The 21,107-nt window shown below is 68.6% G+C and carries 19 protein-coding genes; 12 read left to right on the top strand and 7 right to left on the bottom strand.

What is annotated here, in order from left to right; genetic code table 11:
* Positions 1-110 precede the first annotated feature (110 nt).
* A complete protein-coding gene (gene dmeF / locus B9Y64_RS05520; protein WP_100439797.1) occupies positions 111-1,100 on the bottom strand; it encodes a CDF family Co(II)/Ni(II) efflux transporter DmeF in 990 nt (329 codons plus the stop codon).
* 51 nt (positions 1,101-1,151) lie between these two features.
* Here dmeF and B9Y64_RS05515 point away from each other — a divergent pair, with 51 nt between their 5' ends.
* On the top strand, positions 1,152-1,436 hold the full coding sequence (locus B9Y64_RS05515; RefSeq protein WP_100439796.1) for a metal/formaldehyde-sensitive transcriptional repressor: 285 nt from the start codon (positions 1,152-1,154) through the stop codon (positions 1,434-1,436).
* Between the two features lie 68 nt (positions 1,437-1,504).
* Here the strand turns inward: B9Y64_RS05515 and B9Y64_RS05510 are convergent, their stop codons facing one another.
* Entirely contained in the window at positions 1,505-1,876 is a 372-nt protein-coding gene (locus B9Y64_RS05510; protein ID WP_100439795.1) for a MerC family mercury resistance protein, read from the bottom strand.
* Between the two features lie 69 nt (positions 1,877-1,945).
* On the opposite strand from B9Y64_RS05510, the gene B9Y64_RS05505 reads away from it, so the two are divergent.
* Positions 1,946-3,271 carry a GTP-binding protein gene (locus B9Y64_RS05505; RefSeq protein ID WP_100439794.1) on the top strand — a complete coding sequence of 442 codons (1,326 nt, stop codon included), beginning with the start codon at positions 1,946-1,948 and terminating at the stop codon, positions 3,269-3,271.
* Positions 3,272-3,367: 96 nt separating this feature from the next.
* Here the strand turns inward: B9Y64_RS05505 and B9Y64_RS05500 are convergent, their stop codons facing one another.
* Positions 3,368-4,975: an ATP-binding cassette domain-containing protein gene (locus B9Y64_RS05500; RefSeq protein WP_100439793.1), complete on the bottom strand. Its 1,608-nt coding sequence runs from the start codon at positions 4,973-4,975 to the stop codon at positions 3,368-3,370.
* Between the two features lie 229 nt (positions 4,976-5,204).
* Complete coding sequence (locus B9Y64_RS05495) at positions 5,205-6,104, bottom strand: LysR family transcriptional regulator (protein WP_100439792.1); 900 nt, start codon at positions 6,102-6,104, stop codon at positions 5,205-5,207.
* A 228-nt stretch (positions 6,105-6,332) separates the two neighbouring features.
* Between B9Y64_RS05495 and B9Y64_RS05490 the strand changes: the two genes are divergently transcribed.
* Both B9Y64_RS05490 and B9Y64_RS05485 read left to right on the top strand, forming a co-directional pair.
* Positions 6,333-7,511, top strand: a complete 1,179-nt coding sequence (locus tag B9Y64_RS05490) for a serine hydrolase domain-containing protein (RefSeq protein ID WP_100439791.1) — start codon at positions 6,333-6,335, stop codon at positions 7,509-7,511.
* A complete protein-coding gene (locus tag B9Y64_RS05485; RefSeq protein WP_100439790.1) occupies positions 7,508-8,692 on the top strand; it encodes an MFS transporter in 1,185 nt (394 codons plus the stop codon). Before B9Y64_RS05490 ends, B9Y64_RS05485 begins: the two co-directional genes overlap by 4 nt.
* A gap of 107 nt (positions 8,693-8,799) precedes the next feature.
* Here the strand turns inward: B9Y64_RS05485 and B9Y64_RS05480 are convergent, their stop codons facing one another.
* Positions 8,800-10,416: an EAL domain-containing protein gene (locus tag B9Y64_RS05480; protein WP_100439789.1), complete on the bottom strand. Its 1,617-nt coding sequence runs from the start codon at positions 10,414-10,416 to the stop codon at positions 8,800-8,802.
* A 231-nt stretch (positions 10,417-10,647) separates the two neighbouring features.
* Between B9Y64_RS05480 and cycA the strand changes: the two genes are divergently transcribed.
* Together cycA and B9Y64_RS05470 are read left to right on the top strand one after the other, a co-directional pair.
* Positions 10,648-12,018: a D-serine/D-alanine/glycine transporter gene (gene cycA / locus B9Y64_RS05475; RefSeq protein ID WP_100439788.1), complete on the top strand. Its 1,371-nt coding sequence runs from the start codon at positions 10,648-10,650 to the stop codon at positions 12,016-12,018.
* Positions 12,019-12,174: 156 nt separating this feature from the next.
* Positions 12,175-12,951 (top strand): lytic transglycosylase domain-containing protein, encoded by a 777-nt coding sequence (locus tag B9Y64_RS05470; protein ID WP_100439787.1) that lies wholly within the window; start codon positions 12,175-12,177, stop codon positions 12,949-12,951.
* A gap of 48 nt (positions 12,952-12,999) precedes the next feature.
* Here B9Y64_RS05470 and B9Y64_RS05465 read toward each other — a convergent pair whose 3' ends face one another.
* Positions 13,000-14,520 (bottom strand): hypothetical protein, encoded by a 1,521-nt coding sequence (locus B9Y64_RS05465; protein ID WP_100439786.1) that lies wholly within the window; start codon positions 14,518-14,520, stop codon positions 13,000-13,002.
* A 167-nt stretch (positions 14,521-14,687) separates the two neighbouring features.
* Here B9Y64_RS05465 and B9Y64_RS05460 point away from each other — a divergent pair, with 167 nt between their 5' ends.
* Positions 14,688-16,769 (top strand): gluconolaconase, encoded by a 2,082-nt coding sequence (locus B9Y64_RS05460; RefSeq protein WP_100439785.1) that lies wholly within the window; start codon positions 14,688-14,690, stop codon positions 16,767-16,769.
* Here B9Y64_RS05460 and B9Y64_RS05455 read toward each other — a convergent pair.
* Entirely contained in the window at positions 16,747-17,154 is a 408-nt protein-coding gene (locus B9Y64_RS05455; protein WP_100439908.1) for a YciI family protein, read from the bottom strand. The two genes, B9Y64_RS05460 and B9Y64_RS05455, sit on opposite strands and share 23 nt — an antisense overlap.
* A gap of 815 nt (positions 17,155-17,969) precedes the next feature.
* On the opposite strand from B9Y64_RS05455, the gene B9Y64_RS05450 reads away from it, so the two are divergent.
* From B9Y64_RS05450 to B9Y64_RS05430, 5 genes are all read left to right on the top strand, one after another.
* Positions 17,970-18,383, top strand: a complete 414-nt coding sequence (locus tag B9Y64_RS05450) for a YciI family protein (RefSeq protein ID WP_100439784.1) — start codon at positions 17,970-17,972, stop codon at positions 18,381-18,383.
* 67 nt (positions 18,384-18,450) lie between these two features.
* On the top strand, positions 18,451-18,873 hold the full coding sequence (locus B9Y64_RS05445; protein ID WP_014035813.1) for a VOC family protein: 423 nt from the start codon (positions 18,451-18,453) through the stop codon (positions 18,871-18,873).
* A 34-nt stretch (positions 18,874-18,907) separates the two neighbouring features.
* Complete coding sequence (locus tag B9Y64_RS05440; RefSeq protein ID WP_100439783.1) at positions 18,908-19,318, top strand: VOC family protein; 411 nt, start codon at positions 18,908-18,910, stop codon at positions 19,316-19,318.
* A gap of 23 nt (positions 19,319-19,341) precedes the next feature.
* Entirely contained in the window at positions 19,342-19,698 is a 357-nt protein-coding gene (locus B9Y64_RS05435) for a DUF1428 domain-containing protein (protein WP_100439782.1), read from the top strand.
* 45 nt (positions 19,699-19,743) lie between these two features.
* Positions 19,744-21,006, top strand: a complete 1,263-nt coding sequence (locus B9Y64_RS05430) for an RNA polymerase sigma factor (RefSeq protein ID WP_100439781.1) — start codon at positions 19,744-19,746, stop codon at positions 21,004-21,006.
* Positions 21,007-21,107 lie beyond the last annotated feature (101 nt).

Here is a 21,107-nt window from a genome sequence, read left to right as displayed (position 1 = left end):
AGCCCTGCTCGGCTGATGGCCCGCGACAGCCGAGCATGGGCTCGGCTCTACAAGGGCAACGGCTGGCCGAGCATGGGCTCGGCTACAGGTTCGACCGCAGGCGGGCGGGATCAGCTGCGGTGGATCTCCACGGTCACATGCACCAGCTCTTCATGAATCGCCAGTGCATTGCGCACGGTATCGGCATCCAGAGTGACGTCGCTGGTGACCACGCTGGCGCTGACCGCGTATTTGCCGCGGCCGACCTGCCAGACGTGCAGGTCGGCCAGGCGTGCCGGCCACGGGCCCTGTTCGATCACCTCGCGTACTTCGGCCACCACCGGCGCGTCCATCTGTGCGTCGAGCAGGATGCGGCCGCTGTCGCGTAGCAGGCCGATCGCCCACACCGTCACCAGCACCGCGCCCACCAGGCCCATCACCGGGTCCAGCCAGGTGAGGCCAAGCAGCTTGCCGCCGAGCAGGGCGACGATGGCCAGCACCGAGGTGGCGGCGTCGGCCAGCACGTGCACATAGGCCGAGCGCAGGTTGAGATCGTGACCGTGCGCATGGCCGTGGTCGTGGTGGCCGTGATCGTGGTGATCGTGGTCATGCCCGTGACCATGGCCGCCATGGTCATGACCGTGGTGATGATGCGCGTGGCCCGGGCTGTCGTGCAGCCACCAGGCACACAGCAGGTTCACGCCCAGCCCGACCACAGCGATGGCGATGGCTTCGTTGTAGTGGATCGGCGCCGGTACCCACAGCCGCTCCAGCGATTGCACGGCCATCAGCGCGGCGACTCCCAGCAGGGCGATGGCACTGGTATAGCCGGCCAGGATCTCGATCTTCCAGGTGCCGAAGGCGAAGCGCGGGTCGTGCGCGTAGCGGCGCGCGCAGCGGTAGGCGAACACCGACAGGCCCAGCGCCAGTGCGTGCGAGCTCATGTGCCAGCCGTCGGCAAGCACGGCCATGGAGTTGAACCACCAGCCGCCGATGATCTCCACCAGCATCATGCTGACGGTGAGCCACATGGCGCGGCGGGTATTGCGTTCGGCCAGCGGGTTGCCGTCGTCGAAGCGGTGTTCGTGGCGACGGGCGGCGGCGAGGGCGTCCAGATGCATGGGGGACCAAAGGGGTGGAGTGGATACCCCCATAGGGTATAGGATCCCGGCATGGCCCACGTACACAAGAATCGAAAGCAGCTGCTGACCCGGGTACGCCGCATCGCGGGTCAGGTGGCGGCGTTGGAGCAGGCGCTGGACACGTCCGAGGGTGAAGCCGGTGACTGTGCCGACGTGCTGGTGCAGGTCGCCGCCGTGCGCGGTGCCGCCCACAGCCTGTTGATGGAGCTGCTGCACGAGCACCTGCAGGAACACGTGGTGGGCGCCGAAGACCCGCAGCAGCGGGCGGCCGAGGCCGAGGTGCTGGTGGAGCTGCTGCGCCGCTACGGCAAGTAGTGCCGGCCGCTGGCCGGCTACCACAGGGTGCATCCGAAGTTCATGAGGTTGCCGGCCAGCGGCCGGCACTACCCGTGCCGGTGGCGTGCGTTCCAGATGTGCGTGGCGGCCAGCAGCAGGCTGCCGGTGACGGTCATCGGTGTTTCCCAGTCATGCCAGGGCAGCGCCAGCGCGCCGGCCAGCAGCAGCCCGAGCCCGGCACCGGCAGTGGCCCAGGCCAGCACGGGCAGCGGATGACGCCGCTCGGCCCGCCACAGCGCATAGCCGGTCAGCGGCAGGGCAACGGCCACGAACAGCAGGTGTACCCATTCCGCTTCGGCCCAGGTGCCGAACAGCGGCAGCGCGGCGGCAAGCAGGGGCAGCGCCAGGCAGTGCAGCAGGCACAGGCTGGACAGGGCGACCGCGCCAGCATCGAGCAGGGCGGCAGAGGGCGACTTCATCGGGGGAGGATCCTTGCGCAACAAATGTTATACAGTAACATTTCCGTTCCACAGCCAACCCGCTCCGACATGAACACTGTTTCCCGCGCCGACCGTCGCCTTCCGGTCACCGTGCTGTCCGGCTTCCTCGGGGCCGGCAAGACCACCCTGCTCAACCAGATCCTGCGCAACCGCGAGGGCCTGCGCGTGGCGGTCATCGTCAACGACATGAGCGAGGTCAACATCGACGCGCAGCTGGTGCGCGAGGGTGGGGCCGAACTGCGCCGCACCGAAGAGACGCTGGTGGAGTTCAGCAATGGCTGCATCTGCTGCACGCTGCGCGATGACCTGCTGCAGGAAGTGCGGCGCCTGGCCGACGCCGGCCGCTATGACTACCTGTTGATCGAGTCGACCGGGATCGGCGAGCCGATGCCGGTGGCAGCCACGTTCGCCGTGCGCGACGAGCAGGGTTTCAGCCTGAGTGACATCGCGCGCCTGGACACGATGGTGACGGTGGTGGATGGCAGCGCGTTCCTCGCCGACTTCGGCTCGACCTTGCGCCTGGCCGAGCGTGGCCAGCAGGCCGGGCCGGATGACGATCGCGGCGTGGTCGACCTGCTGTGCGAGCAGGTCGAGTTCGCCGACGTGATCGTGATCAGCAAGGTCGACCAGGTGGACGATGAAGTGCTGCAGGACACGCTGGCCGTGCTGCGCGGCTTGAACCGCGACGCGAAGCTGCTGCTGTCCAGCTTCGGTGACGTGCCGCTGGCCGAGCTGCTCGATACCGGCCGCTTCGATTTCGAGCGTGCGCAACGTGCGCCGGGTTGGGTGAAGGAACTGCGTGGCGAGCACACGCCCGAAACCGAGGAGTACGGCATCGGCAGCTTCGTGTATCGCTCGCGCCGCCCGTTCCATCCCGCGCGCTTCGCGCGCGCGCTGCAGTCGGGCATGCCAGGCGTGATCCGCAGCAAGGGCTGGTTCTGGCTGGCAAACCGCATGGACTGGGTGGGCGAACTGAACACGGTGGGCGCAGCGACGCGCACGCAGGCGGCCGGCTTCTGGTACGCCGCGCGCGATCGCGTGCGCGCCGGGCTGGAGGACACCGCGCCGTTGTTGCCTCCCACGCCGCTGCCCTACAGCGACCTGGGCTGGGCGCGGCAGCAGGCCGACTGCTGGAGCGCGCCATTGCCGGGGCTGGAAGAATTCCCGGATGCGGCCGCGCATTCGGCGATGCAGCGGCTGTGGCACCCGTTGTGGGGAGACCGCCGCCAGGAGCTGGTGGTGATCGGCGTGCACATGGATGAGCGCCTGGTACGCGCGGAGCTGGATGCCTGCCTGCTCAACGAACAGGAGCTGCGGGCGGGTCCGCTGCTGTGGCATCAGCTGCCGCAGGCGTTCCCGGTGTGGAAACGCTGAGCGGACAGCACCTGTAGAGCCGAGCCTACGCTCGGCCGTCGGATCATTGCATCCACGCGTGGCGTGGATCTACAGCAGCCGAGCGTGGGCTCGGCTCTACAGGGCGTCGCGCCACTGCCAGCCATCGGCACCGACCTGCAACACCTGCGTCGGCTGCAACGCCTGCAGCAGATGCCGGTCGTGGCTGACCATCATCAGGGCACCCGGCCAGGCCGCAAGCAGTTCCTCCAGTGCCTGCAATGCGCCCAGATCCAGGGCGTTGCCCGGCTCGTCCAGCAGCAGCATCTGGGGCGCGGGATCGGCATACAGGACGCTGGCCAGCGCGCCCTTCACGCGTTCGCCATCGCTGAGGCCATGGGCTGCCCGCTGGATACGTTGTGCATCCAGCCCGAGCAGGGCAAGCCGCGTGCGCAGTTCACCAGCATCGGCCGCCGGGTTGGCGGCCTGCACGGTGTCGAGAATGCTGCACTCGCCGGACAACCCCAACAGCTGCTGGTCCAGCAGCGCCAGTGGTGCATGGCGTTGCACGGTGCCACTGCGTGCAGGCAGCTGGCCGGCCAACACGCGCAGCAGCGTGGACTTGCCACTGCCATTGTCACCGACCACGGCGATGCGCTGGCCGCGACGGATCTCCAGCTGCAGCGGGGCAGCACAGCCATGTGGCAGCACCAACGACTCTGCCTGCAGCAGGCGCGCGCTGCCACGTTCGCCTTCACCGGCAAACAGCGCCAGTTCCGGCGCAGCGTGCGCCGCCGATGCGGCTGCGCGCAGCTGGTCGGCGCTGACCTGCAGGCGCTCGGCCTGGATCTGCTGCGATCGACCGTGGCTGGCTTCGGCGCGCTGCTTCTGCCGGCCCAGCAGGATGGGCGCCTGGTTGGCCTGCTTCGCATCGCGATTGCCGCGTGCCTGGCGTTGCTGCTGGCGTTCGTGCTGCTCGCGCGCGCTGCGCTGCTGCTGCCGGTGCTGCGCGCGCGCGTGGTCGAGCTGTGCCGCGGCCGCTTCGCGTTCGGCGGCACGCGCGTCGGCGTAGTGCTGCCAGGGTCCGCCATAGCGATGCAGACCGCGCGTGTCGAGCTCGACGATCTGCTGCATGTGTGCCAACAGCTCGCGATCATGACTGATCGCCAGCAGTCCGCCGCGCCACAGTTGCAGCTGTTCGTACAACTGCTGGCGGTGGCGTGCATCGAGGTGGTTGCTGGGCTCGTCCAGGATCAGCCAGTCGGCGCCGCTGGCCCAGGCGCCGGACAGCGCCACCTGCATGGCCTGGCCGCCACTGAGGCGCGCAGCGGGTTGGGAAGGATCGAGATCGCCGGGCAGCCGCAGCGCCTGCCATTGCTGCTGCAGGCGCTCGCGCAGGTCCCAACGCTCACCGACGCAGGCGAAGTCGGCCTCGTCCACGCTGCCCGCTTCGATGCGCGCCAGCGCCGCCAGTTCTGCGCCGACGCCGGCGAGCTCACCCACGGTGCCGGACGGTGGATAGCCCGGTGTCGGCAGCAGGAACACGCGGCCGCTGCCGCGTACCTGGCCGCTGTCGGGCAACAGCCGGCCGGCCAGCAGGCGTGCGAGCACGCTCTTGCCGATGCCATTGGCACCGACCAGGCCGGTGGTGAGCGGATCGAAGGAAAACGACAGATCGGAAAACAGCGGGCGGCCGTCGGCCAGCCGATACGACACGCGATCGAGCGTGAGGGAATGTGTGGTCATGCGACCTCCATGGATGCCGGGTTCTCCCCTGCGCGCAGGGGCGGGAAGAGTCAGGCCGTCTGTTGGGAAGACGGCGGCATCAATGGCGCATTGGTCGCGAGCCTCTGGGAGGAATGAGCGGCCAGTATAGCGGCGCAGGCTGAATGGTTTGATGGCCTCTGTAGAGCCGGGCCCATGCCCGGCTGTCTTTCGCCGCGAGACGCATCCACGCATGGCGTGGATCTACGGGTTACGGCACGGTTTCCAGGCGGGCGCTGACGAAGTCGATGAACACCCGCAGCTTGGGCAGTACGTGGCGGCCCGAGGGCCACAGCAGATGGAAGATGCCGCAGGAATGCACGTGCTCGTCCAGCACGGTGAGCAGGCGACCGTCTGCCAGCGCATCGCGCACCGAGTGCACCGGCACGAAGGCCAGGCCGATATCGCGCAGCGCCAGGGCCACCCGCGCTTCGATGGTGTTGGCCACCATGTGCACCGGCAGTTCCTGCGGTGTTTCATGGTCGGGCCAGTGGATCGGCCACAGTTCCAGCTTGCCGGTGCTGGGGAAACGGTAGTGCAGCAGCGTGTGCTGCATCAGTTCCGCCGGCGTGCGCGGAATGCCGCGGCGCTGCAGGTAAGCCGGCGAGGCGACGATGCGGCGCGGGAACACGCCCAGGCGCCGTGCGTTCATGCGCGAGTCGCTGGGCTCGCCGACGCGCAGCACGGCATCGAAACCTTCCTCGATGACATCGACCAGGCGATCGCTGAAATCAAGGTCGAGGCGGATGTCCGGATACGCGGCCATGAACTCGGCCATCAACGGCAGGGTGAGGTCGCCCACCAGCGGCAGGCCGATGCGCAGCGTGCCGCGGGGCGTGGCGTGTGGCTGTGCAAGCTCGGTGCGCGCCGCATCGCGCTCGTCGAGGATGCGCCGGCAGCGCGCCAGGAACAGCTGGCCCTCGGCGGTGAGGGTGATGCTGCGCGTGCTGCGGTGGAACAGGCGCACGCCCAGTACGTGCTCCAGCCGGGCAACGCATTTGCCGGCGGCCGAGGCGGAGATGCCTTGCAGGCGCCCGGTCTCGACGAAGCTGCGGGTGTCGGCGGCGTGGACGAAGGTCTGCAGGTTGGCGAGGTTGTCCAGGACTGACATGGGCGTACGGGCAATGAAAACGGCAGGGTGGGGGCGCATGACCGCGGCGGGCGGTGCCGGCACCGCAACACTGTGGTGCGGGACGGAGTGCCGACCGTTGCGGCCTTGCAGTTCCGGCCATGATGCCGATTGCGGACTGCACGGTCCATGATGCCCGGAGCGGCAACCGGCTTTTTGCGCCGTGCTGTGCCGCCTAACGTGGCGGGCCTCTCCCCACGGATCACCGCGATGAATGCCGCTCTTTCCCTCGAACCGGCACCGACGCTGCCTTCGCTGCAGCGGCTGCTGCAGCAGGTCCACCCGCTGCGCCTGGTCGGTGCGGTGGTGCTGGTGCGCGAGCACGGCGTGCTGCGCCATGCCAGCGCGACCGGGCTGGCTGATCGCGAGTCGGCCACGCCGATGCAGCGCGACCAGCTGTTCCGGCTGTCATCGGTCAGCAAGCCGCTGCTGGCCACGGTGATCCTGCGCTTGGTGGCCGAAGGCGTGCTCGACCTCGATGCGCCGGTGCAGCGCTGGCTGCCGGATTTCCGCCCGGCGCTGGCCGATGGCCGCACGCCGCCGATCAGCCTGCGCCAGCTGCTCAGCCACAGCAGCGGGCTGGGCTACCGTTTCCTGGAGGCCGATGCAGATGGCCCCTATGCGCGCGCTGGGGTCAGCGATGGCCTGGACGCGGACCCGCTCTCGCTGGCCGAGAACGTGCGCCGCATCGCGCAGGCCCCGCTGCTGTTCGAGCCGGGCAGCCAATGGCTGTACTCGTTGGGCGTGGATGTGGCCGGTGCGGTGGCCGAAGCGGCGACCGGTGAACCGCTGCAGGCGCTGTTCAAGCGCTTGCTGGCCGCCCCCCTGGGCCTGCGTGATACCGCGTTCGCCACACGCGATGCCGCACGCTTGGCCACGCCCTATGTGAGCGACGCACCGCAGCCGCATCGCCTGCAGGAAGGGGAAGTGGTCGCGCCGTTCGAGGGAACGGTGGGCATCACGTACAGTCTTGCGCGCGCCACCGACGCCCGCCACTTCGCTTCGGCCGGTGCCGGCCTGGTCGGTACTGCCGATGAGGTGATGGCGGTACTGGAGGCCTTGCGCGATGTGCCGTCTTCGCGCCTGTTGCCGCCCGCGCTGGCGGTGGAGATGGCCACCGCGCAGGTGGGCGAGCAGGGGCCGCCGGAACCGGCCGGCTGGGGCTTCGGACTGGGCTTTGCGGTGCTGCGCGACGCCGCCGCCAGCGGCACACCGCAGCGCGAAGGCACGTGGCGCTGGGGTGGTGCTTACGGGCACAGCTGGTTCGTTGATCCGGCGCGTGGGCTGAGCGTGGTGGCGCTGACCAACACGCTGTACGAAGGCATGCATGGTGCCTTTGTCGATGACCTGCGCGATGCGGTCTATGCCGACCTGGAGGCCACGCGATGAGCGGCCATGCCGTTGATGCGGCCAGCCCGGCCGGTGACGCCACGCGCTTGCCGTGGGCGGGCCTGCTGGCCTTGGCCGGTGGCGGTTTCATCACCCTGCTGACCGAGACCCTGCCGGCCGGCGTGCTGCGGCCGATGGGCGAAAGCCTGGGCGTGAGTGATGCGGCGGTGGGCCAGCTGGTGAGCGTGTATGCAATGGGCTCGGTGATGGCCGCATTGCCGATGACCGCGTTGACCCAGCGCCTGCCGCGGCGCCCGTTGCTGCTGGCCGCCATTGCCGGCTTCGTGGTGGTCAACACGCTGACCGCGCTGAGCAGCAGTTATGCGCTGATCCTCGCTGCGCGCTTCCTGGCCGGCGTGAGCGGTGGCCTGCTGTGGTCGCTGGTGGCCGGCTACGCGGCGCGCATGGTGGTGCCATCGCTGCAGGGGCGGGCCATCGCGGTGGCGATGGTCGGTTCACCGCTGGCGCTGTCGCTGGGGGTGCCGGCCGGCACGCTGCTCGGCCAGCAGATCGGCTGGCGCTGGGCGTTCGCGTTGATGAGCGTGCTGGGCGTGGTGCTGCTGGGCTACGCGCGCTGGGCCTTGCCTGCATTGCCGGCCGCCGGTACCGGGCAGCGCACCTCGCTGGCCACGGTATGGCGCATGCCCGGTGTGCGCAGTGCGCTGCTGGTGATGGTGCTGTACGTGCTGGCGCACAACGTGCTGTACACGTACATCGAGCCGCTGGCGATCGATGCGGGTGCCGGTGCCTGGCTGGACCGGCTGCTGCTTGCGTTCGGCGTGGCGGCCATTGCCGGCATCGGGATTGCCGGCTGGGGCGTGGATCGCCACCTGCACGCCCTGGTGTGGGCGGCGGTGATCGGCTTCATCGTGCCGGTGCTGGCCTTGCTGGTATGGCCGGGCGTGGCCAGCGCACTGCTGCTGGCCACCCTCGTGTGGGGCGTGGCGTTCGGCGCGGTGCCGACCCTGTTCCAGACCGCATTGGCACGGCGCGCCGGGGCCGCTGCGGATCTGGCGCAGTCGATGCTGGTGACCGGCTGGAATCTGGCCATCGCCGCCGGTGGCGTGGCCGGTGGTGTGCTGCTGCAGGCCAGCGGCCCAAGCCAGCTGGGATGGCTGCCGTTGCTGTTGCTGGTGGTGACCGCAGCGTGGCTGCTGGCACGGCCGAAGGCGTGGGTGTAGGCGCCGATCAATGATGACGCGGTGCCGGCCAGCGGCCGGCACTACCGGGGTGCATCCCATCGACGCAGGGCGCCGATCTGCCGGGGCGAGGCGACCTCCGTTTGCCACTATTCCAGTGGCACCTGCTCGATGGGCACGCTGCGCGGGTTCTGCATGTGCTCGCGTGCAGCCCCGTACTGCTGCTGCCGCTTGTGGTGGAAGGCGATGAATTCATCGCGCGGCAGTGGCCGCGAAAACAGCCAGCCCTGGCCGAATTCCACATGCCGGCTGTGCAGGTAGGCCAGCTGTGCTTCGGTTTCCACGCCTTCGGCCACCACCCACAGGCCCAGCTCCTTGGCCATGTCGATGATGTGCGGCGTGACCGGGCTGGTGGCGCTTTCGGTGCCGATCGCATCGATGAACGATTTGTCGATCTTCAGCGCATCCAGTGGTAGCTGCTCCAGGTATTGCAGGCTGGAGAAGCCAACGCCGAAATCATCGATGGCCACGCTGTGGCCGGCGCGGCGGGCGGCGGCGAGCATGGTGCGCGCGCGGTCCAGATCGAGGAAGCCGCGTTCGGTGGCTTCCATCCAGATCTGCTGCGGCAGGATGCCGCTGCCGGCCATGTGCGTGGAAATCATCTTCAGGGCGCGGCCGCTGCTGATATCTTCGGCGGCGAGGTTGATCGCGATGTGCGCGCTGCGATCGGCTACCAGCAGCTCGCGCATGTCGCGCACCACGTTCTCGATCACCAGGTCGGTGACGTCGGCGATCATGCCGGCCTCTTCGGCCATCGGAATGAACAGGTCCGGCCGCACCTGGGTGCCATCCGGGCGTTGCCAGCGCACCAGTGCCTCGGCGCCGACGCAGATGCCGGTGTCCAGTTCGATGATGGGCTGGTAATGCAGGTACAGCTCGCGGCGGCGGATGGCGGTGGCCAGTTCACCGCGCAGCGACAGGCGGCGCCGCGACAGCCAGATCACCAGGCCGGCCCCGGCAGCGGCCAGCAGCAGTCCTACCGGCACGTACAGCCATGCCTGTTGGCGGAAGGTCGCGGCCAGCGCGGTGCGCGGTCTGGTGGCGATGGCCAGCCATTCCTCGTTGCGCGCGGCGGCGAACAGCGTGGCGTGATCCAGGCCGTGGCCGGGGTCACGCAGCAGTGCCTGCAGCAGGTCCTGATCCAGGCCCGGCTGTTTGGCCAGCAGGCGCCCATCGGGGCTGGCCAGCGCCAGCCGCACATTCGGGTCGGCGATGACATCGACGAAGCGGCGTGGATCCATCAGTGCGTCGTAGGACCCATACAGGATCGCCAGCGCCTGGCGACGCCCGCTGGCTTCCGGGCGCACATCCACCGCGATGCCCGCGCCGTCGCTGGTGACGTGGTCCGGCGTAGGCTGATCCACATCGGACAGGAAAGGGCCCCAGGAGGTGCAGCGCAGCTTGCCGTCCTTGAAGTAGCCGATCTGGTCGATCGATGGGGTGGTCATCACCAGCGTCTGCATGCGCCGGATGTGCTCGGAACTGCAGGGGACGAAGCCACCGGCCTCGGCCGATTTCAGCGCCGCCAACGCGTCCTGGTAGGACTGGTCGGAGCGGCGCAGGGCGCGATCGGCGATGTCGCGCAGGCGCTGCTGTTCGACGCTGATCGCACGGTCCCAGGTGGCGTAGGCCATGACGGCGATCGGCACCGCAGCGGCCAGCAGGGCCAGCGCGGTGCCTCCGATGATGACGCGCAGGCGGCTCATGGCCGGGGCTCCAGCGGGGCGGGCGGGGCAGGGCGCATGGTAGGGCCGGAGCTTGGGCAGGTGCGGCTATCTGAGCATGGCGCCGGGCTGGGCGGAATGGGATCAAATCGGTATTCGGTCACATTGTGGTGAAAGCGGCCTTCTTTGACGTAATGGGGCTGCCTGGTGCTGGCGCTCGGCGCCGCGGAGGACTACCGTCGAACGCTTCGCCCGCCCCATTTGCCCGCGCCCATGACCGAGCCCGCAACGCCCCCCGAGCACCTGCGCCGCAGCCTGTCCAACCGCCACCTGCAACTGATCGCCATTGGCGGTGCCATCGGCACCGGCCTGTTCATGGGGTCGGGCAAGACCATCAGCCTGGCCGGTCCCTCCATCGTCTTTGTCTACCTGATCATCGGCGCGATGCTGTTCTTCGTGATGCGCGCGATGGGCGAGCTGCTGCTGTCCAACCTGCAGTACAAATCCTTCATCGATTTCTCCACCGACCTGCTCGGCCCCTGGGCCGGGTTCTTCTGCGGATGGACCTACTGGTTCTGCTGGATCGTCACCGCCATTGCCGACGTGATCGCAATCGCCGCCTACGCACAGTTCTGGTTTCCCGGGCTTGAAGCCTGGAAACCGGCGCTGGCCTGCGTGATGCTGCTGCTGGCGTTGAACCTGGTGACGGTGAAGCTGTTCGGTGAAATGGAGTTCTGGTTCGCGCTGATCAAGATCGTGGCGATCTGCGCGCTGATCATCACCGGTGCCGGGCTGGTGGCCTGGGGCTTCACCTCACCCAGTGGCCACACGGCGTCGCTGTCGAACCTGTGGAATGACGGTGGCATGTTCCCGATGGGCCTGGTCGGCTTCTTCGCCGGGTTCCAGATTGCGGTGTTCGCCTTCGTCGGCATCGAACTGGTCGGCACAACTGCCGCCGAAACCGCTGACCCCGAACGCAACCTGCCCAAGGCGATCAACTCGATCCCGGTGCGCATCATCATCTTCTACGTGCTGGCGCTGATCGCGATCATGGCGGTCACCCCATGGCGCCAGGTGGTGCCAGACAAGAGCCCGTTCGTGCAGCTGTTCGTGCTGGCCGGCATTCCGGCCGCCGCCAGCCTGATCAACTTCGTGGTGCTGACCTCGGCGACGTCCTCGGCCAACAGCGGCATCTTCTCCACCAGTCGCATGCTGTACGGCCTGGCCGAAGAGGGCCACGCCCCGCGCGGGCTGTCGAAACTGTCGCGCGCCGCAGTGCCGGCCCGCGGGCTGCTGTTCTCGTGCCTGTGCCTGCTGGGCGGCACGCTGCTGATCTACCTGATTCCCAACCTGGTGACCGCCTTCACCCTGGTGACGACGCTGGCGACGGTGCTGTTCATCTTCGTCTGGTCGCTGATCCTGGTGGCCTACATGGCCTATCGCCGCCGCTACCCGGAGCGCCATGCTGCATCGATCTTCAAGATGCCCGGCGGCGTTGCCATGTGCTGGGCCTGCCTGGTGTTCTTCGCTGCCGTGCTGGTGCTGCTGAGCCTGCAGGGCGACACCCGCCAGGCGCTGATTGCCAGCCCGGCGTGGTTCGTGCTGCTGGGCGTGGGCTATTGGGCGCGCCGCAGGACCGGGTAGGGTCGAGCGTGTGTGGAGTGGGGGTCAGAGCCCGTTGCGAAGCCACGGGATCGGACCCCGCCTTCCCACCGGGAATCGGCTCTTGCCATTGATGTCGAGGTTGCCGCCCCCCCATTCACCCGGCATTAGCGGGCACGGCCGGATCATCCGGCCGCCATGTCCGCTCGCCGCCTCCTGCTCGCGCTGTTGCTGCTGCCCAGCCTGTGGCCCGGGCTGGCTGCCGCGCGCACCGTCTATCGCTGCGTGCAGGGCAACACTGTCAGCCTGGCCACCGCCCCGGAACCCGGCTCGCGCTGTACCGCAAAAGAGATCGACGACAACGCCATCCAGACCCCGAACCTGTGGGGCAACATGGGCGTGTTCAGCGGCGTGCTGTACGAGCGCGAGCAGGACGGGGCGCTGGTCTACTCCACGCGCAACCTGCCCGGCTCGCGGGTGTTCCTGAAGTTCACCGTGGCCACGCCGCCGGGTGAGCCGGCGCACGAAGGGTTGGGCAAGGTTGGCAAGCCGCAGCTGGCGCAGCACGCCCGGCAGTTCAAGGCCGCGGCCAAGGCCACCGGCGTCGATGATGCCTGGCTGCGTGCAATCGCCCACGCCGAAAGCAATTTCGATGCGCTGGCCGTATCCAGCAAGGGCGCGCAGGGGGTGATGCAGCTGATGCCCGATACCGCGCAGGAGTACGGGGTGAGCGATCCGTTCTCGCCGCAGCAGTCGATCGAGGGCGGCGCGCGCTACATGCGTGCGCTGCTGCGCCGCTACAACGGCGACCGACCGTTGGCGGCGGCCGCCTACAACGCGGGCATCGGTGCGGTCACCCGCTACAGGGGCGTACCCCCCTACGCCGAAACCCTGGCCTACGTGGACAAGGTGATGGCCCTGTACGCACGCTACCGCGAAGCCATGGGCATCCGCACCGAGGTGCCGGCGCGCTAGCGGGCGATGCTGGACGCGGCCGGTGCCGTTGCAGAGCCGGGCCCAAGCTCAGCGCGAGGTGAAGGGGCTGACCAGTTCGTAGCGCTCGATGCGGCCGACGCGTGCCACTTCGGCCTGTACGTCCGCACGCTGCTTGAGCGCGCGCCAAGCGGCATCGATACGCACATCGCCCGGCAGTGACGGATAGGTGCGCATGTCCTGCAGGCTGGCCAGGGTTTCACCGCGTTCGACCGGCGAGCGCAGCTGTTCGATCAGCACGGCGGCGGCACCGTCCAGATTGCCTTCCTCCAAAAGCATTTCGCGATGGAACAGGCGGGCGTCATCGCGCTGGGCCAGGATCACCGCACGCGCCGCATCGCGTGCCTTGGCATCGCCGCGCTCGCGGGCCGCAGCGAACTGCAGCAGCGCCTGCGCGGCCTTGCCGTAGCCGGCCAGGCCCGGCATGTCATTCACCGCCTGCGCAGCGTCCTGCATGCGCCCCAGCGAACTGAACACGAAGCCGACATTCATCTGGTGCTCGACACCATCCGGGCCGAGCGCGCCGATGCGCGCGGCCTGCTTTGCCGTGGTCAGTGCGTCGTCGGTGCGGCCCAGCCGGCGCAGCGCGGTGAGCCGGCTGTTGAGCAGCCAGGCCACCCATTCCGCTTCCGCGGCGGCAGGCGATTCACCGTTGCTGGCTGCGCCGGCCATGCCTTCGGTCAACGACAGCACTTCTTCGTTGCGGTCCAGCATCAGCAGGGTGGTGCTGAACTCGGCCATGCGCGCGTCCAGTGCCCGGTCGAGCAGGCCGGAGACACGCAGTTCATCGAGATGGCGTTGTGCCGCCTGGACCGGATCGAAACGCGCATCGCCGCGATCGACATAGCGGTCGAAGCGCTTGTCGCTGCGCAGGCGGATGATCTCGGCCGGGCTGTCGATGCGGGCCAGCGTGGCTGGAATGCTGTCGCCACGGCCGTTGTCGGCCTGCAGCGTGGCCAGCGCCAGCCACAGCCCGGTGGGTTCCAGGCCGCCACTCTTCCAGCCGTTGTCAAACAGCGCCTGCAGCAGGTCCATGCGCTTCTGCGGCTGGTCCCGCAGGCGGTACTGCAGGTAGTTGATGGCATGGTGATCGACCGGCAGCGGTGCGTCGGCATGCTGCAGTGCCTTCACCAGGAAGGTGGTGGCTGCGCCCGGCTGGTTGTCCGACAGTTCCACCGACACCTGGGTGAGCAGGATCTGGGCATCCTCCGGCAGGGCCTCCTGCGCCCGCTGCAGGTAGCGGCGGGCCAGTGCCGGCTTCTTCTGCATCAGTGCGGTCCAGCCGGCGACCTGCGAGGCGCGGCCACGATGCTCGGCATCGAAGTCGTCCAGCAGCGGATCCTCCATCAGCCGCTCCATGCTGATCAGCGCACCCAGCGTGTTGCCGCCGCGTGCCTGCTGGATCGCTTCATCCCAGCGCGTGGCATACGCCGCGTGTACTGCATCGGCGGTGGCGGACGGCTTCTGCGGGGCGACCGAGATCGAGGCGGAGGCGGGCGTGTTGGCCAATGCGGCCAGCAGCAGGACGGTGAGCGGGAGAAGACGGGGCATGGAGGATCTCCATCCGTGGGAACCGCATTGAACCTGCTGCAGCCAGCGAGGACAAGCACGAGGAAGGCAATTCTGGCATTCAGCCGCAGGATAGGCCGTGGCGGATCGCTCGCGCAGCGTCTATTGTCGGTGCCTCTTCAAGCAGCAGGCAGAGGCAGCGCAACGCGATGGCACGGTGGCAATGGATGGCGGCAGGGGTGGCATTGGCAACGGCGGCGGGCCTGGCTGCAACCTGGTGGGACACCCCGCTGAAAACGCTGGCCGGCCCTGCAGGCCCGGTGCCCACGCCCTTGGCCTGGACCGCGCAGATCGAGCCGCTGGCCGGCGATGGCCATCCTGGTGACCGCGACGGTGCGTCCGCGCAGGCCCGCTTCGCCGATCCGTATGCATTGCTGCGCGGCGCCGATGGCAGCATCTATTTCACCGATGCGGGTGACAACAACCGGATCCGCCGCCGCTTGCCCGATGGCCGTGTTGAAACCGTGGCCGGGCAGGGCGAGGGCCGCATCGATGGCCCGGCGCTGCAAGCCAGCTTCAATACCCCTTCGGGCATCGCCGCCGATGCGCAGGGCAACCTGTACGTGGCCGACACCGGCAACCATGCGATCCGCCGCATCGGCACCGATGGCCAGGTGAGCACGTTGGCCGGTGGCCTGCAGGGCCATGCCGATGGCCCGGCTGCGCAGGCCCGCTTCGATGCGCCGATGGGCGTTGCGGTGGACGCGCAGGGCCAGGTCTATGTGGCGGACACGTTCAATGACCGCATCCGGGTGATCGGTACCGATGGCAGCGTGCGCACCCTGGCCGGTGGTGATCGGCCGGGCCTTGCCGATGGCGTGGGCGCCGCTGCGCGCTTCGATACGCCGGTGGCGCTGGCCTTCGACGCGCAGGGCGCGTTGCTGGTGGCCGATCTGTTCAACAACGCGGTGCGCCGGGTCGGTGCCGATGGCACGGTCAGCACCCTGGTTGCCGACGGTGGCGTGATCAATGGGCCGCTGTCGCTGGCCACCACCCACGACGGTGTGCTGTACGTGGGGGATCTCGATGGCCGCATCGTGCAGGTGACGCCGCAGGGCCACCAGATCGCGCTGGTCGGCAACGGCCGCCTGCCGCGCCTGGCCCGCCCCAGCGGGTTGGCGCTGGATGCCGACGGCAGCGTGCTGGTGGCCGACGCCGCCAGCTACCGCCTGCACCGCCTGCGCCCGCTGCCGGTGGGCGAACTGCCAGCGCCGGCGCTGGTCGGCCCGGCCGCCGATGCCGCATTGCCGAAGACCGGGGGCCGTTGGCCGCTGGCTCCGCAGGACGGCTGGCACGAAGTGGTCGGCACTCTGGGTGAAGTGCGCGGCAACTTCAGCGGTGAGAGCCGGCACCATCTGCATGGCGGCTTCGACGTGCGCGGTGATGTGGGCCAGACCGTGCTGGCGATCGCCGAAGGCAAGATCAGCAGCCCGGTGGCGGCCTGGAACCTGGGCGAGAAGGCCGAGGGACTGGCCGTTGACCGCCTCAAGTACATCCACATGCGGGTGGGCCGCACCCCGCGCGATGAACCCTACGACGCGCGCTGGCAGGCACTGTATGACGAGCAGGGCAAGCTGGAGCGGATGCGTGTGCGCCGGGGCATGCGCATCCACGTCGGTGATCGCCTGGGCAGCATCAACAACCAGGCGCATGTGCACCTGGCGGTGGGCACCGGCGGTTTCGAGACCAATGCGGTGGCGCTGGGCTTCCAGGGCTACGCCGATCACTTCGCGCCGCGCATCACCGATGTAGCACTGCTGGACGACAACGACCAGCCGATGGCAGCAGGCAGCGATGGCGTGGTGATGGTGGCCCGCCAGGGCCGCGGCGTGCAGATCGTGATCGAGGCCTGGGACCAGGTCGACAACAACCTGCCGCGCCGCCGCCTGGGCATGTACCAGGTGGGTTACCAGATCCTCGATGCCGGTGGCCGGGCGCTGCAGGGCTACGAACAGCCGCGCTGGAACATCGTGTTCAACCGCATGCCGCCGCAGAAGGAGGCGGTGCGGGTGGCCTACGCCCCCGACAGCGGCATCACCGTGCACGGCAGTGCGGTGACCCGTTTCCGTTACCTGGCCACCAACACCGTGCGCGACGGCCTGATGGAAACCGGGCGCTGGCAGCCGGCGGCGCTGCCGCCGGGCGAGTACATCGTGCGCGCCAGCGTGCGCGACTACAGCGGCAACGAAGGCATCGGCCCGCGCGAGATCAGAGTACGGCTGCTGCCATAGCGGCAGCCGGGGCGCCGCAGCGTTCGCGCTCGGCGTCCATGTCTTCCAGCGGCCGCACTTCGATGCTGCCGAAGCGTGCCCAGGGGAAGTCGCGGGCGATGCGCATGGCCTCGTCGCGGTCGCGTGCCACGATCAGGTTGAAGCCGGCCAGCAGTTCGCGGGTTTCGGCGAAGGGGCCATCGAGCACGCGGCTGTGCCCATCGCGGACGCGCAGGGTCTGTGCGGTGTCGACCGGCTGCAGCTTCTGTGCGGCCAGCAGCGTGCCTTGGGCCTGCAGCTTGTCGGCGTGGGCGAGGCAGTCGCGCATCAGCGCGTTGAATTCTTCGGTGGGCAGGGCCTGCAGCAGGGCAGGCTCGATGTAGATCAGAAGCAGGTACTGCTGCATGGCACGGTCCTGGCGCGGGCGGGTGCCCATGATGGCGCAGGTTTGCACGTGGGCATGTTGCAGCGCGGGAGGCGCGCCTTCGGCGGGGGGCGGCGAACGGCGGAGCCCCTCCGTGGTGGGTTTGGGTTGGTCGCTGAAAGCTGGGTTCCTGCGGGTGGGCCGGGCGGGTGGGACTGGCGGGGACGCCGTGAATCCGTCCCTGGAGGCTTAGCCGCGCCATCCATGGCGCGGATACCCCGCCAATCCCACCCGCCCGGCCCCCGACAGATTCCGGCGGCCGATCCACCACGGGAAATCAACAACAAGAGCAAAAGCGGGTCGCTTCGCTCGCAAAGCCGAGGCCGCCAGCCAGCTGCCGTTGCTTTTGCCTTTGCTTTTGCCTTTGCTTCTGCCTTTTCTCTTGATCTTCCCGTGGTGTGCGCCGGAGGCAGGAAACTGTCCAAGGCCGGGTGGGTAGGCGGGGCGGGGGTGTCCGCGGCATGGATGCCGCGGCCAAGCCCCCAAGGGTGAGGGCGCTTTGCTTGCGAAGCACTGCTTCGCAAGCGCCCGAACGCACAGCCGCCAGCGGCTGGGCCGGGCCGCGGAGCGGGGTTCACGGCGTCCCCGCCAGCCCCACCCGCCCGGCCCACCCTCAGAAATCCAGCTCTCAGCGACCAACCCACCCCACCACGGAGGGGCTCCGCCGTTCGCCGACGCCCGCCGAAGGCGCGCTCTCCGCGGAAGAAAAAATTTCCAACAGGCGTGTCGATTCCCAGCCCCCTGGTTCGTTGTACCCAGTGAAGGGCACGCACCACGCGTCCCCACGGGAGACTGCAATGAAAGTGATGGTGATCGTGAAGGCCAACGCCGACTCCGAGGCCGGCCGCATGCCCAGCGAACAGGAACTGTCCGAAATGGGCGCCTTCAATGAACAACTCGTGGCCGCCGGCATCATGCTGGCCGGTGAAGGCCTGCATGCCACCCAGCGCGGCCGGCGCATTCACTTTGGCGGCACCGCGCCCAAGGTCGAGGCCGGCCCGTTCGGCCCCGCCAGCGAACAGATCGCCGGCTTCTGGCTGTGGGACGTGCGGTCGCTGGACGAGGCGGTTGAATGGGCCAGCCGTGCGCCGTTCGGCAGTGGTGGCACGCTCGAACTGCGTCCCTTGATCTCCGCTGAAGACTTCGGTGAAGCCTTCACCCCCGAATTACAGCAGCAGGAACAGCGTCTGCGTGCACAGCTGGAAGGTTGACCCGATGCATCTCCCTGCCGGGCATGACCCGGCGCTACCGCCCTGGACCACACAACGGAGTATTGCCATGAGACTGATTCCCTTCCTCGGCTTCAGCGGCCAGGCCCACGATGCGATGGCGTTCTATGCCAAGGCACTCGGCGGCCAGGTCACCTCGGAAATGAAGTACCGCGACATGCCGCCGTCCGATGGCATGCCTGGCTGCAACGAGATGCCGGCGCAGACCCTGGACCACGTTGCGCACAGCCAGCTGGAGATCGGCAACGCCATCGTGATGGCGGCCGACGGCCCCGGTGGCGGCGAGGGTGGCTCGACCACCATCAATGTCGATGTCGACAGCATCGAAGAAGCCGAACGTGTGTTCGCTGCATTGGCTGAAGGTGGCCAGGTGCAGATGCCGATCGCCGAAACGTTCTGGGCACACCGCTGGGGCATGCTGATCGACCGCTACGGCAAGCCGTGGATGGTCAACTGCATGAAGCAGCCCTGATCCCGTCTTTTCCATCCACCCAGGAGCTTTACCGATGAGTGCACCACAACCGCAGATGATCTTCGTCAACCTGCCCGTGCAGGATCTGAACGCATCCAAGGCCTTTTTCGCCGCGCTGGGCTACAGCTTCAACCCGACCTTCACCAATGACGATGCCGCTTGCATGGTCATCAGTGAAAGTATCTTCGTGATGCTGCTGACCCAGCCGTTCTTCAAGCAGTTCACCACCAAGCCGATTGCCGATGCGCGCAGCCAGACCGAAGTGATCACCTGCCTGTCGGCGGACAGCCGCAAGGCGGTGGACGTGATGGTCGACAAGGCCCTGGCCGCTGGCGCCAGCGAGCCGCAGCCGGCGCGCGACTACGGCTTCATGTACCAGCGTGGCTTCCAGGACCTGGACGGCCATCTATGGGAAATCGCACACATGGACGGCGAGCCGGGCTGACGGCCGCCGCAGGGAGAACCCGCATGGCTTACGTGGACGCTTACGTGCTGCCGTGCCCGCAGGACAAGGTGGCGGCCTACCGCCGCCTTGCCCGCAAGGCCGGCGCGGTGTGGAAGGATCATGGCGCACTGCAGTACATGGAGTGCGTGGCCGACGATGTGGAACCGGGAAAGCGCACGTCGTTTCCACAGGCGGTCAAGGCCAAGCCCGGCGAAACGGTGATCGTCGCCTTCGTGGTGTTCCGCTCACGCGCGGCGCGCGATCGCATCAACGCCCGGGTGATGGCCGACCCGCGGCTGGCGTCGCTGGGCCCGAAGGACATGCCATTCGATACCCAGCGCATGTTCTGGGGCGGCTTCAAGCCCATCGTCGAAGCGTGAGCCATGGCGCTTGTGCGGGCTGGGCCTGCGTGCTGTGATCGGCGCATGCCCGATCCCGCACTGACGCAGCGTCTGGAAACCCTCTGGCGGATGGAGTCGCCAGTGCTGATCGCGCGCCTGGCGCGGCTGCTCGGAGGCGATGTCGGCCGTGCCGAGGAGCTGGCCCAGGACACCTGGCTGGCCGCGCTGGAGCGTTGGCCGGAGCAGGGCATCCCGGACAATCCCGGAGCCTGGCTGATGACCACCGCGCGCAACCGTGCCATCGATGTGCTGCGCCAGCACCAGCGGGTGGCGCAGCAGCACGCGCAATGGGGCGAGGAACTGCATCCGGCGGCGCTGCCGGCACCGGATGACAGCCAGGCGCTGGAGGATGACCTGGGCGATGACCTGTTGCGGCTGATGTTCGTGGCCTGCCATCCCGTGCTGCCGGCCGATGCGCGGGTGGCGCTGACCCTGCGCCTGCTCGGTGGCCTGACCACCGTGGAGATTGCGCGTGCGTTCCTGCAGCCGGAGCCGACCATCGCCCAGCGCATCGTGCGGGCCAAGCGCACCCTGGCGCAGAAGCAGGTGCCCTATGAAGTGCCGCGCGCGGACGCGATGCCGGAGCGGTTGGGCTCGGTGCTGGAGGCGATCTATCTGGTGTTCAACGAAGGCTATGCGGCCAGCGCCGGTGATGACTGGATGCGCCCGGCGCTGTGCGAGGAGGCGTTGCGGCTGGCCCGCATCCTGGCGCATCGGTTGCCGGTACCGCCGGTACTGGGCCTGCTGGCGCTGATGGAACTGCAGGCCTCGCGCGCAGCGGCACGGGTGGACGCGCAGGGCGTGCCGGTGCTGCTGGACCAGCAGAACCGTGCGCGCTGGGACTGGCTTCAGATCGAACGCGGGCAGCAGGCCCTGGCACGTGCGCTGGCCGCGGGTGGTGGCCAGGATTCCTATGTGCTGCAGGCGCGCATCGCCGCCTGCCATGCGGCCGCGCGTCGCGCCGACGCCACCGATTGGCCGCGTATTGCGGCGCTCTATACACAGCTGCTGCATGTGCAACCTTCACCGGTGGTGGCATTGAATCGCGTGGTGGCGATCCTGCGCAGTGAAGGCCCTTTTGCCGCCTGGGCGCAACTGCAGCCGCTGCTGGTCGATCCGCGCCTGCGCGACTACGCGCCGCTGCAGGTGGTGCGTGGCGAGCTGCTGCAGGCACTGGGACGTGAGCAGGACGCGCGTGTTGCCTTTGCCGAGGCCGCGCGGCTCAGCCAGAACCAGGCAGAGCGTGGGCTGCTGCGGAAGCGGGCCGGTCTGCCCCCCGCGGAGTGAACCGACAAGCGCAGCACTTGTCGGCGGGCCCGTGAGCGGCTATGTTTCGCGCCCAGCGGACGCATGAGTGTCTGCGATCCGTGCGTATTGACCGAGGAGCG

The sequence above is a fragment of the Stenotrophomonas maltophilia genome, assembly GCF_002799245.1.
GTDB lineage: Bacteria > Pseudomonadota > Gammaproteobacteria > Xanthomonadales > Xanthomonadaceae > Stenotrophomonas > Stenotrophomonas maltophilia_S.
This window is presented reverse-complemented; position numbering and strand designations above follow the sequence as displayed.

Excerpts from the sequence above, each read along its gene's own strand:
- B9Y64_RS05480 (WP_100439789.1), bottom strand. The coding sequence starts at position 10,416 with ATGAGCCGCCTGCGCGTCATCATCGGAGGCACCGCGCTGGCCCTGCTG.
- B9Y64_RS05485 (WP_100439790.1), top strand. The coding sequence starts at position 7,508 with ATGAGCGGCCATGCCGTTGATGCGGCCAGCCCGGCCGGTGACGCCACG.
- B9Y64_RS05490 (WP_100439791.1), top strand. The coding sequence starts at position 6,333 with ATGAATGCCGCTCTTTCCCTCGAACCGGCACCGACGCTGCCTTCGCTG.
- B9Y64_RS05460 (WP_100439785.1), top strand. The coding sequence starts at position 14,688 with ATGGCACGGTGGCAATGGATGGCGGCAGGGGTGGCATTGGCAACGGCG.
- B9Y64_RS05430 (WP_100439781.1), top strand. The coding sequence starts at position 19,744 with ATGCCCGATCCCGCACTGACGCAGCGTCTGGAAACCCTCTGGCGGATG.
- B9Y64_RS05440 (WP_100439783.1), top strand. The coding sequence starts at position 18,908 with ATGAGTGCACCACAACCGCAGATGATCTTCGTCAACCTGCCCGTGCAG.
- B9Y64_RS05455 (WP_100439908.1), bottom strand. The coding sequence starts at position 17,154 with ATGCAGCAGTACCTGCTTCTGATCTACATCGAGCCTGCCCTGCTGCAG.
- B9Y64_RS05515 (WP_100439796.1), top strand. The coding sequence starts at position 1,152 with ATGGCCCACGTACACAAGAATCGAAAGCAGCTGCTGACCCGGGTACGC.
- B9Y64_RS05500 (WP_100439793.1), bottom strand. The coding sequence starts at position 4,975 with ATGACCACACATTCCCTCACGCTCGATCGCGTGTCGTATCGGCTGGCC.
- B9Y64_RS05470 (WP_100439787.1), top strand. The coding sequence starts at position 12,175 with ATGTCCGCTCGCCGCCTCCTGCTCGCGCTGTTGCTGCTGCCCAGCCTG.
- B9Y64_RS05505 (WP_100439794.1), top strand. The coding sequence starts at position 1,946 with ATGAACACTGTTTCCCGCGCCGACCGTCGCCTTCCGGTCACCGTGCTG.
- dmeF (WP_100439797.1), bottom strand. The coding sequence starts at position 1,100 with ATGCATCTGGACGCCCTCGCCGCCGCCCGTCGCCACGAACACCGCTTC.
- cycA (WP_100439788.1), top strand. The coding sequence starts at position 10,648 with ATGACCGAGCCCGCAACGCCCCCCGAGCACCTGCGCCGCAGCCTGTCC.
- B9Y64_RS05435 (WP_100439782.1), top strand. The coding sequence starts at position 19,342 with ATGGCTTACGTGGACGCTTACGTGCTGCCGTGCCCGCAGGACAAGGTG.
- B9Y64_RS05450 (WP_100439784.1), top strand. The coding sequence starts at position 17,970 with ATGAAAGTGATGGTGATCGTGAAGGCCAACGCCGACTCCGAGGCCGGC.
- B9Y64_RS05510 (WP_100439795.1), bottom strand. The coding sequence starts at position 1,876 with ATGAAGTCGCCCTCTGCCGCCCTGCTCGATGCTGGCGCGGTCGCCCTG.
- B9Y64_RS05445 (WP_014035813.1), top strand. The coding sequence starts at position 18,451 with ATGAGACTGATTCCCTTCCTCGGCTTCAGCGGCCAGGCCCACGATGCG.
- B9Y64_RS05465 (WP_100439786.1), bottom strand. The coding sequence starts at position 14,520 with ATGCCCCGTCTTCTCCCGCTCACCGTCCTGCTGCTGGCCGCATTGGCC.
- B9Y64_RS05495 (WP_100439792.1), bottom strand. The coding sequence starts at position 6,104 with ATGTCAGTCCTGGACAACCTCGCCAACCTGCAGACCTTCGTCCACGCC.